11 protein-coding genes are annotated in these 14664 nt (G+C 71.1%); 3 read left to right on the forward strand and 8 right to left on the reverse strand.

Features of this window, described 5'->3' with window-relative positions:
- Positions 1–187: 187 nt before the first annotated feature.
- Positions 188–988, forward strand: a complete 801-nt coding sequence (locus ACIP6U_RS45295; protein ID WP_401729046.1) for a peptidoglycan recognition protein — start codon at positions 188–190, stop codon at positions 986–988.
- Between the two features lie 118 nt (positions 989–1106).
- Here the strand turns inward: ACIP6U_RS45295 and ACIP6U_RS45300 are convergent, their stop codons facing one another.
- Positions 1107–2237, reverse strand: a complete 1131-nt coding sequence (locus ACIP6U_RS45300) for a lipid II:glycine glycyltransferase FemX (RefSeq protein ID WP_401729048.1) — start codon at positions 2235–2237, stop codon at positions 1107–1109.
- A gap of 272 nt (positions 2238–2509) precedes the next feature.
- On the opposite strand from ACIP6U_RS45300, the gene ACIP6U_RS45305 reads away from it, so the two are divergent.
- On the forward strand, positions 2510–2740 hold the full coding sequence (locus tag ACIP6U_RS45305; protein WP_401729049.1) for a hypothetical protein: 231 nt from the start codon (positions 2510–2512) through the stop codon (positions 2738–2740).
- A gap of 238 nt (positions 2741–2978) precedes the next feature.
- Here ACIP6U_RS45305 and ACIP6U_RS45310 read toward each other — a convergent pair whose 3' ends face one another.
- The 7 genes from ACIP6U_RS45310 to ACIP6U_RS45340 form a co-directional block, all read right to left on the reverse strand.
- On the reverse strand, positions 2979–3497 hold the full coding sequence (locus ACIP6U_RS45310) for a DUF4240 domain-containing protein (RefSeq protein WP_401729086.1): 519 nt from the start codon (positions 3495–3497) through the stop codon (positions 2979–2981).
- Between the two features lie 56 nt (positions 3498–3553).
- A complete protein-coding gene (locus tag ACIP6U_RS45315; RefSeq protein WP_401729050.1) occupies positions 3554–4528 on the reverse strand; it encodes a helix-turn-helix transcriptional regulator in 975 nt (324 codons plus the stop codon).
- 211 nt (positions 4529–4739) lie between these two features.
- Positions 4740–7442: a pyruvate dehydrogenase (acetyl-transferring), homodimeric type gene (aceE, locus tag ACIP6U_RS45320; RefSeq protein WP_401729052.1), complete on the reverse strand. Its 2703-nt coding sequence runs from the start codon at positions 7440–7442 to the stop codon at positions 4740–4742.
- Between the two features lie 285 nt (positions 7443–7727).
- The gene (locus ACIP6U_RS45325) at positions 7728–8351 is read right to left on the reverse strand and encodes a GntR family transcriptional regulator (protein ID WP_401729053.1); all 624 of its coding nucleotides are present in this window, start codon (positions 8349–8351) and stop codon (positions 7728–7730) included.
- 187 nt (positions 8352–8538) lie between these two features.
- Positions 8539–10359, reverse strand: coding sequence for a 2-oxoglutarate dehydrogenase, E2 component, dihydrolipoamide succinyltransferase (sucB, locus tag ACIP6U_RS45330; RefSeq protein ID WP_401729054.1), 1821 nt, complete (start codon positions 10357–10359; stop codon positions 8539–8541).
- Between the two features lie 60 nt (positions 10360–10419).
- Positions 10420–11808, reverse strand: coding sequence for a dihydrolipoyl dehydrogenase (gene lpdA, locus ACIP6U_RS45335; protein ID WP_401729056.1), 1389 nt, complete (start codon positions 11806–11808; stop codon positions 10420–10422).
- 269 nt (positions 11809–12077) lie between these two features.
- Positions 12078–13604 carry a leucyl aminopeptidase gene (locus tag ACIP6U_RS45340; protein WP_401729057.1) on the reverse strand — a complete coding sequence of 509 codons (1527 nt, stop codon included), beginning with the start codon at positions 13602–13604 and terminating at the stop codon, positions 12078–12080.
- Positions 13605–13860: 256 nt separating this feature from the next.
- Between ACIP6U_RS45340 and ACIP6U_RS45345 the strand changes: the two genes are divergently transcribed.
- Positions 13861–14643: an endo alpha-1,4 polygalactosaminidase gene (locus ACIP6U_RS45345; protein ID WP_401729087.1), complete on the forward strand. Its 783-nt coding sequence runs from the start codon at positions 13861–13863 to the stop codon at positions 14641–14643.
- The last annotated feature ends 21 nt before the right edge of the window (positions 14644–14664 follow it).

Here is a 14664-nt window from a genome sequence, read left to right on the forward strand (position 1 = left end):
GCCGCCTTTCTGTCGGACCCCCTATTACGGGCGGGACGGTCCCGATGATCAGCCACGCGCACGCGTACCGGCCGCGAAGCCCTCACGCGTGCGTGCACTCCGGAAAACGCCCCGGACCAGGACGATGGTTCCACCGGGTGGCACAGCACACATCGCGGGCGGAGCGGATCCGGCCGAGAGTGAGGTCATGCGTGTCCGAAGATCGCCGGGAACCCGGCGGGCGGTCGCGGCCCGGATACCCCGTGCCGTGCGGCTCGCGCTCGCCTGTGTGCCGGGACTGGCCGCCGTCGTGGGCCTCGTGCTGTGCGCCGACGGCATCGGCCACGGGCGGTCGGTGCCCCCGCACCCGGTCGCGGCCCGGCCCGTCACCCTGCACGCCGCGGTCCGGCCGCACATCGTGCCGCGCTCGGCCTGGCTGGACGCGCTCTCCCGGCACGCGCAGCCGCCGCCGCGCTACGACGACAAGGTCGTCGCCGTCTTCGTCCACCACACCGACTCGCCCAACGGCTACGACTGCGCGGACGCGCCCCGCATCATCCGCTACCTCTACGCGGGCCAGACGGGCGTTCGCGACTGGGACGACATCGGCTACAACTTCCTCGTCGACCGGTGCGGCACGGTGTACGAGGGCCGCGCGGGAGGTGTCGACCGGCCGGTCACCGGTGCGCACACGCAGGGCTTCAACCACCGTACGGCGGGGATCGCGGCGATCGGGACGTTCACGGCGGGGGTGGAGGTGCCGGCGGCGATGACGCGGGCGATCGCGGCGGTGGCCGCGTGGAAGTTGGGGCTGGCGGATGTCGACCCGCGGGCCATGGCCCGGCTGGTGTCCAGCAACAGTCTCAGCCGGTATGCCTCCGGCACGGCTGCGAGGCTTCCCGTGTTGGCGGGGCACAAGGACGGGTACATGACGAGTTGCCCCGGGGCCGCTCTGTATCTCGAACTTCCGTTCATCCGGGAGGAAGCGGCTCGTCTTCAAGGGCGTTGATCGCCCCCGCCGCCCCTACCCGTCCCATCCCGGGGGCTGCGCCCCCGGACCCCCGCTCGGTTGTGTGTCGGGTGCGGGGCGGTGGGGGCTGGTCGCGCAGTTCCCCGCGCCCCTGGCCTTATCTACGGGCGAGATAGATCCCCAACGCCCTTTGCAGGGCCTTTCCTTGGCTGCCCACCGGGCGTTCCCATTCCCCCAGGTACTCCACTGCCCGGCCGCCCGTGCCGGTCTTGAAGAGGAGGCGGCCGAAGAGGCGGTCCTCCTGGACGAGGGAGGGGGTGATGGAGCGTAGGTCGTATGTCTCCGCGCCGGAGTCCAGTGCTTGGCACAGCATGCGCCACAACAGGACGCTGCTGGGGCGGAGTTCGCGGCCGCGGCGGCCGGACGCGGGGTAGGAGTGCCAGACGTGGGTGCCGACGCTGATCATGAGTGCGGCCGACAGGACCTCGTCGTCGTGGACGGCGAGATAGATGCGCAGGCGGTCGGCCTCCTCGGCGTTCAGCGCCTGCCACATGCGCCGGAAGTAGTCCAGCGGGCGGGCCTTGAAGCCGTCGCGCTCGGCCGTCGCGCGGTACAGGCGGTGGAAGGAGGCCAGATCGTCGGCCGAGCCCCAGAAGACCCCGACCCCGCCTCCCTCGGCGGTCCGCAGGGCCTGTAGCCAGCGCGGGGCGAGACCCTCGCGCAGATCCTCCACCGACCGTCCCGCCAACGGGATCCGACAGCCGTACCGCGGCTGCCCGAGCCCGAACCCGCTCCCGTGGTTCTCCTTGCACCGCCGCCACCCCAGCCGCCCGAGCCGCTCGGCGGTGTCCAGCGCGTACCCGTCGATCCCGTCCGTCGGCAGGTCCCGCAGATGCCGTACGGCGGGGTCGGCGATGCCCGCCGCCACGGTGGCCGCGTCCCAGTGCCGGACGACGAGCGGCGGGCCGATCCGGACGGAGAACGCGCCCTGCTTCTCCAGGTGTTCGATCAGCGGGTCCAGGTACCGTTCCGGGCGCTGGCTGTGCCAGTCGATCGCGGGCCCGTCGGGGAGGTAGGCGAGACAGCGCCCGGTCCCGGGGAACGCCCGGTACAGCACGAGCGCGACGGCGACCATCTCGTCGTCCTCGAACCAACCGACGCTCTCCGCCGTCCAGTCGGGCTTCGCATCGGCCCACTCGGGGATCTGGAGATGGCTCGCGTCCGGGTGCAGCCAGAGATGGTCGAGGTGCTCCCGGCGGGTTATCCCCTTCACGTACGGGCTGGTCATGGGCACGACGCTCCTGTTCGGCGGCGGCCACCGTAAGCCGGGGCGCACCGGACGGGTCAAGACGTCACGACTGTGAACTCCGCCCCCACCCGCTCCCCGTATCCCAGTCGGGTCCGGTGTACCGGACGGGCAGTTCAGGCGAACGAGCGGCGACGGCCGCCCGAACGCCATCACCCGCGCGGCGCTCACAGGTTTCTCGCAGGCGGCTCATCGGGTCCCCCGAGGCGGCCTCCCTATCGTCATGCACACGCACTGACCGGAGGGTGGGGAAAATGACCAGCAGCCACGTCAACACCACGGAGAAGTCGGCCGGTTGGACCAGGTCGGCGCGCGGCCCCTGGGCGGTGGTCTGCGCCGTCGCCGCGGTGGTCCTCGGCCCGGCCGCCGTCACCGCGTCCGCCCTGGACCAGGCCAACGCGGCCCCGATGCACCACGCGGTACGGGTGGACCAGAACCAGGCCTACATCCCGACGGACACCAGTCGCCGCAGGCAGGCGGCCTGAGTCTCGGCGGGCGCGGCGGGGCGAGGGCCTGTCCGGCGGATCAGTCCGGCGTCGCGGGGTCTGGCACGCCCTCCCCCACTGCCTTAAAGGCGTGGGGGGACCCCCAGCGGCGTTGTCGTCACTCGCCATGGCTCCGCCATGACTCCCTCCTCCGCCTTGCAGCTGCACGCACCAGACCCCGCTCGACTCGGCCAAGAATCACAGCACCTCACAGCCGACCTGATCCGCCGGACAGGCCCTAGCCCCTGAAGCGCTCCCACAGCTTGGGGTACCGCTCGGCCAGGACGCCCTCGTTCTCCAGGTCCAAGGGCGTGCCCGTCGGCTCCGCGGGGGCGGGCGGGATGCCGAGGTCGGCGGCGACGGCGCCGGTGAGCTGTTCGTACGCCTCGTCCGCCGCGAACCCGAGCTCCTCCCCGTCGCCGTCGATCTCCTCGTCGAAGTCGTCGATGAGATCGGCCAGCGAGTCGGGGTCGTGCACGGCACCCTCGTAGACCTCCCGCCCCTGGCCGATCAGCCAGCAGCGGAAGAAGTCGAAGGCGTCGTCGCTCGCGCCGTCCAGCAGGACCCAGGCCGCGCCCCACAGGTCCCAGGTGTAGGCGCGGTTGTAGCGGGCCTCGAAGTGACGGGCGAAGTCGAGGACCAGCTCGGGGTCCAGCTGGAGGAGCCGGTCCACGAGCAGGTCGGCCTGCTCCTCGGGGTCGCCCTCCGCGGCCTCGCGGGAGGCGTCCACCAGCTCCCAGAACTCCGTCTCGTCCATCACGGGTCAAGCATCGGGCCTGTGCGGGTGGGGCGCACGTGGAGTGAGGCGGATTGTTATGTCCCGTACAGGCGCGCGAGCCGAGTCGCGTCGTCCGTGAAACGCGCCCGCAGACTCTCGGGCGCCAGCACCTCGGCCTCCGGCCCCAGCGCGAGCAGCTGGGAGTGGGCGACCTTCTCGGACTCCACCGGGAGCGTCACGGTCAGCGTGCCGTCCTCGTCCGGGGGACCCGCGGCGGCCAGCGCGTCCCGGGCGGAGACGGGATCGACGGCGTACGGAAGCGCGCGCACCCCGTCCGGGGACAACCGCACCACCACTTCCGTCCGCAGGATGGACCGCGCGAACTGTTCGGCCCGTTCCGCCCAGAAGGCCGGCAGATCGAACTCCTCGTCCCGTACGAAGCGCTCCGCGCCGGCGTCCATCTCCGTGAACCGGTCGATCCGGTACACCCGGAAGGTGTCCGCGTCGGGGATGCGGGCGCAGAGATACCAGACCCCGGCCTTCAGTACGAGCCCGTACGGCTCCAGCACGCGCTCCACCTCGCTCTCCCGGCTCCGGTAGCGCGCGGTCACCCGGCGGTCGTCCCACACGGCGTCGGCGACGGTCGGGAGGAGCTCGGGGGCCTTGGGCTCGGCGAACCAGTTGGGGGCGTCCAGGTGGAAGCGCTGGGACGCCGACCGGGAGGCGTCGGAGAGGGAGGGGAGGAGGGCGGCGGACACCTTCAGCCGGGCGGCGGATGCGGCGTCTTCCAGGCCCATCTCGCGCAGGGCCCCTGGCACCCCGCTCAGGAAGAGCGCCTCGGCCTCGCTGCGGGCCAGTCCGGTGAGGCGGGTCCGGTACCCACCGATGAGCCGATACCCGCCGGCCCGCCCCCGGTCGGCGTACACGGGGACCCCTGCCTCGGACAGCGCCTGCGCGTCCCTTGTGACGGTCCGCTCGGAGACCTCCAGCTCACTGGCCAGCTCGGCGGCGGTCATGGAGGCGCGGGACTGGAGCAGCAGCACCATTTTGATGAGACGGGCAGCGCGCATGCCTTCATGATGAGGGATCTCGCCCCCGCCGCCCCTACCCGTCCCATCCTGGGGCTCCGCCCCAGACCCCGCTCCTCAAACGCCGGAGGGGCTGAGTCACCCAGCCCGTCCGGCGTTTGAGGACGAGGCCGTTCAGGCCGAAGCGGGGGTCTGGGGGCGGCAGCCCCCAGAAGGATGGGACGGGTAGGGGCGGCGGGGGCGAGAACAGGCCCTAGAGCCCGTAGCGCTCGCGCGCCTCCTTCACCGCCGTCGCCTTTACTTCCCCGCGCCGCGCCAGCTGGGCGAGCGCCGCGACCACGATCGACTCCGCGTCGACGCCGAAGTAACGGCGGGCCGCGTCACGGGTGTCGGAGAGACCGAAGCCGTCCGCGCCCAGTGACGAGTAGTCCTGCTCGACCCACTGCGCGATCTGGTCCGGCACCTGCCGCATGTAGTCCGAGACCGCCAGCACCGGACCCTCGGCACCCTGCAACGCCTGCCGCACGTACGGCACCCGCTCCTCGCCCCGCAGCAACGCCGCATCCGCCTCCAGCGCGTCCCGCCGCAGCTCGGTCCAGGACGTCGCCGACCAGACGTCGGCCGCCACACCCCACTCCTCCGCCAGCAACTGCTGCGCCTTGAGCGCCCAGTGAATCGCCGTACCGGAACCGAGGAGCTGGATCCGCGCCGCGTTGGCAACGGGCGAAAGCCCCGCCGACTCCGCCGTGTTGAAGCGGTACAGGCCCTTGACGATGCCCTCGTCGATGCCCGGCCCGGAGGGCTTCGCGGGCTGCGGGATCGGCTCGTTGTAGACGGTGAGGTAGTAGAAGACGTTCGGGTCCTCGCCGGGCGCCGACTCGCCGTACATCCGGCGGATGCCGTCCCGCACGATCGTCGCCACCTCGTACGCGAACGCCGGGTCGTACGACAGCGCCGCCGGGTTCGTCGCCGCGATCACCGGCGAGTGACCGTCCGCGTGCTGGAGGCCCTCGCCCGTCAGCGTCGTACGGCCCGCCGTCGCACCGACCAGGAAGCCGCGCCCGAGCTGGTCGCCGAGCTGCCACATCTGGTCGGCCGTGCGCTGCCAGCCGAACATCGAGTAGAAGATGTAGAAGGGGATCATCGCTTCGCCGTGCGTCGCGTACGACGTCGACGCGGCGATGAAGTCCGCCATGGAGCCCGCCTCGGTGATCCCCTCGTTGAGGATCTGGCCGTTCTTGGCTTCCTTGTAGTACATGAGCTGGTCGCGGTCGACGGGCTCGTACGTCTGGCCCTTGGGGGAGTAGATCCCGAGGGACGGGAACAGGCTCTCCATGCCGAACGTGCGCGCCTCGTCGGGGACGATCGGCACCCAGCGCCTGCCCGTCTCCTTGTCGCGGACCAGGTCCTTGACGAGGCGGACGAAGGCCATCGTGGTCGCCACGTTCTGCGAGCCCGAGCCCTTGTCGAAGGACGCGAACGTCTTCTCCGAGGCGGAGGGCAGCGGAGCGATCGCGTGCGTGCGGCGGGCCGGGGCCGGACCGCCGAGGGCCGCGCGGCGCTCCTGGAGGTAGCGGACCTCGGGGGAGTCGGCGCCGGGGTGGCCGTAGGGCACGACCCCGTCGATGAAGTCGCTGTCCTTGATGGGGAGTTCGAGCAGGTCACGCATCTGCTTGAACTCGTCCGTCGACAGCTTCTTCATCTGGTGGTTGGCGTTCTTCGAGGCGAAGCCCGCACCGAGGGTGTGGCCCTTGACCGTCTGCGCCAGGATCACGGTCGGCGCGCCCTTGTGGGACAGGGCCGCACGGTACGCCGCGTACACCTTGCGGGCCTCGTGACCGCCGCGCGAGAGGTGGAAACACTCCAGGATCTTGTCGTCGCTCAGCAGCTTCGCCAGCTCGACGAGCGCCGGGTCCTTGCCGAAGAAGTCCGCGCGGATGTAGGCCGCGTCACGCGTCTGGTACGTCTGCACCTGCGCGTCGGGTACCTCGCGCAGCCGTCGTACGAGCGCGCCCGTGGTGTCGAGCTGGAACAGCTCGTCCCAGGCGTTGCCCCACAGCGACTTGACGACGTTCCAGCCGGCGCCGCGGAACTGGGCCTCCAGCTCCTGCACGATCTTGAAGTTCGCGCGGACCGGGCCGTCGAGGCGCTGGAGGTTGCAGTTGATGACGAAGGTCAGGTTGTCCAGACCCTCGCGGCTCGCCAGTGCGAGGGCCGCCGTCGACTCGGGCTCGTCCATCTCGCCGTCACCGAGGAATGCCCAGACGTGCGAGTCGGAGACGTCCTTGATGCCGCGCGCGGTGAGGTAGCGGTTGAAGCGCGCCTGGTAGATCGCCGACAGCGGGCCGAGGCCCATCGACACCGTCGGGAACTCCCACAGCCAGGGCAGCCGGCGCGGGTGCGGGTACGACGGGAGGCCGTTGCCGCCCGACTCCTGGCGGAAGTTGTCGAGGTGCGCCTCGGTGAGGCGGCCGTCGAGGAAGGCGCGGGCGTAGATGCCGGGGGAGGCGTGGCCCTGGATGTAGAGCTGGTCGCCCGAGCCGTCGGCCTCCTTGCCCTTGAAGAAGTGGTTGAAGCCGGTCTCGTACAGCCAGGCCGCGGAGGCGAAGGTGGCGATGTGGCCGCCGACGCCGTGTTTCGCGCCCCGGGTCACCATCGCCGCCGCGTTCCAGCGGTTCCAGGCGGTGATCCGGTTCTCCATCGCCTCGTCGCCGTCCACGGCGGGCTCGGCGGCGGTGGGGATGGTGTTGACGTAGTCGGTCTCGAGAAGCTTGGGCAGCGCGATGCCGTTGCCCTCGGCTCGCTCCAGTGTGCGGCGCATCAGGTACGCGGCACGGTGCGGCCCTGCCGCCTTGGTGACGGCGTCCAGGGAGGCCTGCCATTCGGCGGTCTCCTCGGGGTCGCGGTCCGGGAGCTGGTCGAGCTCGCTCGGCTGGATGGCCTGGGGGTCGGTCATGTCGCCGCCTTCCTCAGTCGAAGGGGGTTCCCTCATCGGTAAGGGTTCGGGGTTGCCCTTTGTCTTTGGCAGGACAGGGCGGTGGGCCGTGGTGCTGTGACACCGCGCGGCTTCCGCCGTGTGGCCCACCGGCGACTGTAACTCCCTGATCGATGATCGATCAAAGGTTCCCAGGGCAAAATATCTTGATACCGAGAAAGTCGGCACAGAGTGCCCTGCGAAAAGGCACCGGGTGCCGTTCCATTGACCTGTTCTCGCAGGTGAGCGAGGTGACGCTCGACTGCTTCACGGACGCGGAGCGCAACCGAGCACATGCGCCTTCACGATCTCCGCGATCCGTGGATCCCGCCGCCGGAAAGCCGCCACCAGCTCCTCGTGCTCCTCCGCGTACGACTGCTGGACCGTCCCCAGCCAGCGGATCGACAGCGCCGTGAACACCTCGATGCCCAGGCCCTCCCAGGTGTGCAGCAGCACCGAGTTCCCGGCCGCCCGCACCAGCTCACGGTGGAAGGCGACCGTGTGCCGCACCTGGCCGGTGCCGTCGGCATTGCGGTCGGCCTCGTAGAGCGCGGTGACGTGCGGTTCCAGCGCCGAGCAGTCCTCCGCGAGGCGCGCGGCCGCCAGCTCCGCGGCGATCGCCTCCAGACCGGCCCGGACCGGGTAGCTCTCCTCCAGGTCGGCCGCCGTGAGGTTGCGTACCCGGACGCCCTTGTTCGGCGCGGACTCGATCAGCCGCAGCGACTCCAGCTCGCGCAGCGCCTCCCGCACCGGCGTCTGGCTGACCTCCAGCTCGGTCGCGATCCGCCGCTCCACGATCCGCTCGCCCGGCTTCCAGCGCCCGCTGACGATCCCCTCCACGATGTGCTCGCGGATCTGTTCGCGCAGCGAGTGGACGACGGGCGCGGTCATGAGGGCTCCTTAGGGAGGGGCCGCCCATCGGCCCCTGGGGCGTTTGACGTTTAGACAATAAGGCCGAGGGCCCGTTCGGGAGGGGCGCACGGGGGCGCTTTCATGCAGGTGAGACGAGACTTACACGCATACGACGGTGCCCCCGCCCGGAGGTTCCGGGCGGGGGCACCATACGTACCGCTGGGACTCAGAGGCCGAGCTCGACCTCGAACTCGCCCGCCTCCAGGATCGCCTTGACCGCGGTCAGGTAGCGGGCCGCGTCGGCACCGTCCACCAGACGGTGGTCGTAGGAGAGGGTCAGGTACGTCATGTCGCGGACGCCGATGACCGTGCCCTCCTCGGTCTCGATGACCGCCGGGCGCTTGACCGTGGCACCGATGCCGAGGATCGCGACCTGGTTCGGCGGCACGATGATCGTGTCGAAGAGCGCGCCGCGCGAACCGGTGTTGGAGATGGTGAAGGTCGCGCCGGACAGCTCGTCCGGAGTGATCTTGTTGGCGCGGACCTTGCCGGCCAGATCGGCCGTGGCCTTCGCGATGCCGGCGATGTTCAGGTCGCCCGCGTGCTTGATGACCGGGGTCATCAGGCCCTTCTCCGAGTCCACCGCGATACCGATGCTCTCGGTGTCGAAGTAGGTGATCGTGCCCTCGTCGACGTTGATCCGGGCGTTGACGGCCGGGTGGGCCTTCAGCGCCTGGGCCGCGGCCTTGACGTAGAACGGCATCGGGGAGAGCTTGACGCCCTCGCGCGCGGCGAAGGAGTCCTTGGCCTGCGCCCGCAGGCGCATCAGGCGGGTGACGTCGACCTCGACGACCGACGACAGCTGGGCCTGCTCGTGCAGCGCCTTGACCATGTTGTCGCCGATGACCTTGCGGATGCGGGGCATCTTGACGGTCTGGCCGCGGAGGGGAGAGGCCTCCAGGGTCGGCGCCTTCTTGGCGGCCGGTGCGGCGGCCGCGGCCGGAGCCGGAGCAGCCGCGGCGGCCTTCGCGGCCTCGGCGGCGGCGATGACGTCCTGCTTGCGGATACGGCCGCCGACGCCGGTGCCCTTGACGGTGCCCAGGTCGATGCCGTTCTCGGCGGCGAGCTTGCGCACCAGCGGGGTGACGTAGGCGCCGTCGTCACCGGAGACCGCGGCGGAGGCCGGAGCGGCGGGGGCCGGGGTGACCGGGGCCGGGGCGGCCGGCGCGGGGGCCGGAGCAGCCGGAGCGGCGGCGACCGGGGCGGGGGCCGGAGCCGGGGTGGGCGCCGGCGCCGGGGCGGGCGTGGGAGCCGGAGCGGCCGGAGCCGGAGCCGGCGGAGCCACGGGGGCAGCGGCGGCGGGGGCCGGGGCCGGGGCGGCGGGGGCCGGAGCAGCGGCCGGAGCCGCGCCCGGGGCGCCGATGACGGCCAGCTTGGCGCCGACCTCCGCGGTCTCGTCCTCGCCGACCACGATCTCCAGGAGCACACCGGCGACCGGTGCGGGGATCTCGGTGTCGACCTTGTCGGTGGAGACCTCGAGCAGGGGCTCGTCCTCCGCGACCTCCTCGCCGACCTCCTTCAGCCAGCGGGTGACGGTGCCCTCGGTGACGGACTCGCCGAGCGCGGGCAGGACCACGTCCGTGCCCTCGGCGCCGGAGGCACCCGTGGTGGCCTCGGCGGTCGGGGCCGGAGCCGGGGCCGCCTGCTCGGTGGACGGGGCGGCCGGGGCGGCGGCCGGAGCCGGAGCCTCGGCCGGAGCCGGGGCGGGCTCGGCGGCCGGGGCAGGGGCGGCGGCAGCGGGCGAACCCGTGCCGTCGTCGATGATCGCCAGCTCGGCGCCGACCTCTACGGTCTCGTCCTCGGCGACCTTGATCGAGGCCAGAATGCCCGCGGCAGGGGCCGGGATCTCGGTGTCGACCTTGTCGGTCGACACCTCCAGCAGCGGCTCGTCGGCCTCGACGCGCTCGCCCTCGGCCTTCAGCCAGCGGGTGACAGTGCCCTCGGTGACGCTCTCGCCGAGCGCCGGAAGGGTTACGGAAACCGCCATGGTTTCGGTTGCTCCTTACGAATTGCGGAAGTCTGAGTCGTCGCTTGTGCCGACCGAGGGTCAGTCGTGCGAGTGCAGGGGCTTGCCGGCCAGGGCCAGGTGGGCCTCGCCGAGCGCCTCGTTCTGCGTCGGGTGGGCGTGGATGAGCTGGGCGACCTCGGCGGGCAGCGCTTCCCAGTTGTAGATCAACTGGGCCTCGCCGACCTGCTCGCCCATGCGGTCGCCGACCATGTGGACGCCGACCACGGCACCGTCCTTCACCTGGACGAGCTTGATCTCGCCCGCGGTGTTGAGGATCTTGCTCTTGCCGTTGCCCGCGAGGTTGTACTTCAGAGCGACGACCTTGTCCGCACCGTAGATCTCCTTGGCCTTGGCCTCGGTGATGCCCACGGAGGCGACCTCGGGGTGGCAGTACGTCACCCGCGGGACACCGTCGTAGTCGATCGGAACGGTCTTGAGACCGGCCAGTCGCTCCGCCACCAGGATGCCCTCGGCGAAGCCGACGTGCGCGAGCTGGAGCGTCGGGACCAGGTCGCCGACGGCGGAGATGGTCGGGACGTTCGTCCGCATGTACTCGTCGACCGTGACGTAGCCGCGGTCGATCGCGACGCCCTGCTCCTCGTAGCCGAGGCCGGCGGAGACGGGACCGCGGCCGACGGCGACGAGGAGGATCTCCGCCTCGAACTCCTTGCCGTCGGCGAGGGTGACCTTGACGCCGTCGGCCGTGTACTCGGCCTTGGAGAAGAAGGTGCCCAGGTTGAACTTGATGCCGCGCTTGCGGAACGCGCGCTCAAGAAGCTTGGAGGAGTTCTCGTCCTCGAGAGGGGCGAGGTGCTTGAGGCCCTCGATGATCGTCACGTCGGCGCCGAAGGACTTCCACGCCGAGGCGAACTCGACGCCGATGACACCGCCGCCCAGGATGATCGCGGACTTCGGTACGCGGTCCAGGACGAGGGCGTGGTCGGAGGAGATGATCCGGTTGCCGTCGATCTCCAGGCCCGGCAGCGACTTCGGCACGGAGCCGGTCGCCAGCAGGACGTGGCGGCCCTGGACGCGCTGGCCGTTCACGTCGACGGAGGTCGGGGACGACAGACGGCCCGTGCCCTCGATGTACGTCACCTTGCGGGAGGCGATCAGACCCTGAAGACCCTTGTACAGACCGGCGATGACGCCGTCCTTGTACTTGTGGACCGCGGGGACGTCGATGCCCTCGAAGGTGGCCTTGACGCCGAACTGCTCGCTCTCACGGGCCTGGTCGGCGATCTCGCCCGCGTGCAGCAGGGCCTTGGTGGGGATGCACCCCTTGTGCAGGCAGGTGCCGCCGACCTTGTCCTTCTCGATCAGGGCGACGTCCAGTCCCAGCTGCGCCCCGCGCAGGGCCGCGGCGTAACCGCCACTGCCACCGCCGAGGATCACTAGGTCGAAAACGGTGCTGGCGTCGTTCGCCACGTCACGTCCTCCATGCATGTGCGCCACGCCGGTCAGCCTTGTCCCGTGCGGGCGGTTGACCGGTCGGCGGCTGGTGTCCGGCCGCTCTTTCTTCGGCCCTGTGGTGGGGGCCCTGTCCTGCCGAGCCCCATCTTCGCACTTGTCGGGGGTGGACGAGACGCCAGGGCGGTGTGTGAGACGTCCCACGTTCAATTGAGCGGCCGCCGGAGGGTACGGAAGAGGGGGCTTCCGCCCTACCCGCGCGCGGAGCCCCCTCACCGTCGGTCACCTCAGCCGAGGTCGCCCGAAGCCGCCAGCTCGGCCAGCCGGACCAGCGTCCGTACCGCCGTACCCGTACCGCCCTTGGGCGTGTAGCCGAACGGCCCGCCCTCGTTGAAGGCCGGACCCGCGATGTCCAGGTGCGCCCAGGTGATGCCCTCGCCCACGAACTCGCGCAGGAAGAGACCGGCGACCAGGCCGCCGCCCATCCGCTCGCCCATGTTCGCGATGTCGGCCGTGGGGGAGTCCATGCCCTTGCGCAGGTGCTCCGGCAGCGGCATCGGCCAGGCCGGCTCGCCGACCTCCTCCGCCGCCTCGTGCAGCGCGGAGCGGAACGCGTCGTCGTTCGCCATGATCCCGAACGTCCGGCTGCCCAGCGCCAGCATCATCGCGCCGGTGAGCGTCGCCACGTCGACGATCGCGTCCGGCTTCTCCGCCGAGGCGGCCCACAGGGCGTCCGCCAGGACCAGCCGGCCCTCGGCGTCCGTGTTGAGGACCTCGACCGTCTTGCCGCTGTACATGCGCAGCACGTCACCGGGACGGGTCGCGGAACCGGAGGGCATGTTCTCGGCCAGCGCCAGCCAGCCGGTGACGTTGACCTCAAGACCCAGACGCGCGGCGGCGACCACGGCCGCGAAGACCGCCGCCGCACCGCTCATGTCGCACTTCATCGTCTCGTTGTGCCCGGCCGGCTTCAGCGAGATGCCGCCCGAGTCGTACGTGATGCCCTTGCCGACGAACGCGAGGTGCTTCTTCGCCTTGGACGAGGTGTACGACAGCTTCACCAGCCGCGGGCCCGCCGCGGAGCCGGCGCCGACGCCGAGGATGCCGCCGTAGCCGCCCTTCTCCAGCGCCTTCACGTCGAGCACCTGCACCTTGATGCCGTGCTCCTTGGCGGCGGCCTGCGTGATCGCCGCGAACGACTCGGGGTTGAGGTCGTTCGGCGGGGTGTTGATCAGGTCGCGGGCGCGGTTGAGCTCCTCGGCGACGGCGGTGGCGCGCTCGACGGCCGCCTTGTGGTCCTTGTCGCGGGGCTTGGCGCCGAGCAGGGCGGCCTCGGCGAGCGGCGCCTTGCCGTTCTTGCCCTTGGCGTCCTTCCCGTTCTCCTTGTACGTGTCGAACGAGTAGGCGCCGAGCAGCACGCCCTCGCCGATCGCGCCGACGTCGGCGGCGTCGCCGATCGGCAGGACGAAGACGGCCTTCTTGGCCCCGGTGAGCGCACGGGCTGCCGCACCGGCGGCCCTGCGCAGCGCCTCGGCGTCGTACGCGGAGTCCTTCTGGGGCTCGGCGCCCAGGCCGACCGCCACCACGAGCGGGGACTTGAAGCCGGACGGTGCCGGCAGCTTCGTCACCTCGCCCTCGGCACCGGAGGCACCGAGGGTTTCCAGGATCCCGGCGAGCCCGCCGTCGTAGGCCTTGTCGACGGCTTCGGCGCCCGGGGCGACGACCGGCCCCTTGTCGCCCTTGGCGACACCGAGCACGATCGCGTCGGCACGCAGACCGGGCGCCGCGGCGGTGCTGAGAGTGAGAGCAGTCACGGTGGTGAAATCTCGCTTCCGATGTGAAGTTGCGGTGGTCGAACTGTGTGGGTCGACCGGGCCCGACAGCCGACCCTAGATCCGGCCTAGGAACGCGGCTTGAGCGGGGCCTTCCCCGGTGCGGCGAACAGTCGGGACGAGCCTACGCGCGTGTGTGCGTTCACTCATTCCCCCGGGCGTTCACCTGTCCTGTGCATCGGAGATCATTCCTGGGCCACCTCACCCCAGCCCTGGAGCCGGCACCTTGTCCCGCACACTGACCCGCCCGCCCCTGCTGCTCGCCCTGCTCGCGCTCCTGGCGGGCTGCGCCTCCGCGCCCGACGACGAGTCCCCCGCCGCGGCCCGCTGGCAGCCGCGCCCCGGAGTGGCCTGGCAGTGGCAGCTGAGCGGCCGCCTCGACACCTCGGTCGACGTGCCGGTCTACGACATCGACGGCTTCGACCAGCCCAAGGCCACCGTCTCCGCGCTGCACGCCAAGGGCCGCAAGGTCATCTGCTACCTCTCCACCGGTGCGTACGAGGACTGGCGCCCCGACGCGAAGAAGTTCCCGAAGTCGGTGCTGGGCAAGGGCAACGGCTGGGACGGTGAGCGCTGGCTCGACATCCGCCGCACCGACGTCCTCGAACCGCTGATGGCGGCCCGAATCGACATGTGCCACGACAAGGGCTTCGACGCGGTGGAGCCGGACAACATGGACGGCTACAAGAACCGCACCGGCTTCCCCCTCAAGGCCGCCGACCAGCTCCGCTACAACCGCCTGATCGCGAAACTCGCCCACGACCGCGGCATGTCGGTCGGCCTGAAGAACGACCTCGACCAGATCCCGCAGCTGGTCGGGGACTTCGACTTCGCGGTCAACGAGCAGTGCGCCCAGTACGGCGAATGCGCCGACCTGACGCCGTTCGTCAAGGCCGGCAAGGCGGTCTTCCACGTCGAGTACGAGCTGCCCACCAGCCGCTTCTGCGCCGACTCCCGCCGCCTGAAGCTGAGTTCGATGCTCAAGAAGTACGAACTGGGGGCCTGGCGCCGGGCCTGCTGATCAACGGCCCTGTCCTCGCCG

The organism is Streptomyces sp. NPDC088794 (assembly GCF_044750545.1).
Lineage (GTDB): Bacteria > Actinomycetota > Actinomycetes > Streptomycetales > Streptomycetaceae > Streptomyces.

What these genes read in the sequence shown, in the direction of transcription:
- ACIP6U_RS45295 (WP_401729046.1), top strand. Translation starts at nt 188, where the DNA reads ATGCGTGTCCGAAGATCGCCGGGAACCCGGCGGGCGGTCGCGGCCCGG.
- ACIP6U_RS45300 (WP_401729048.1), bottom strand. Translation starts at nt 2,237, where the DNA reads ATGACCAGCCCGTACGTGAAGGGGATAACCCGCCGGGAGCACCTCGAC.
- ACIP6U_RS45305 (WP_401729049.1), top strand. Translation starts at nt 2,510, where the DNA reads ATGACCAGCAGCCACGTCAACACCACGGAGAAGTCGGCCGGTTGGACC.
- ACIP6U_RS45310 (WP_401729086.1), bottom strand. Translation starts at nt 3,497, where the DNA reads ATGGACGAGACGGAGTTCTGGGAGCTGGTGGACGCCTCCCGCGAGGCC.
- ACIP6U_RS45315 (WP_401729050.1), bottom strand. Translation starts at nt 4,528, where the DNA reads ATGCGCGCTGCCCGTCTCATCAAAATGGTGCTGCTGCTCCAGTCCCGC.
- aceE (WP_401729052.1), bottom strand. Translation starts at nt 7,442, where the DNA reads ATGACCGACCCCCAGGCCATCCAGCCGAGCGAGCTCGACCAGCTCCCG.
- ACIP6U_RS45325 (WP_401729053.1), bottom strand. Translation starts at nt 8,351, where the DNA reads ATGACCGCGCCCGTCGTCCACTCGCTGCGCGAACAGATCCGCGAGCAC.
- sucB (WP_401729054.1), bottom strand. Translation starts at nt 10,359, where the DNA reads ATGGCGGTTTCCGTAACCCTTCCGGCGCTCGGCGAGAGCGTCACCGAG.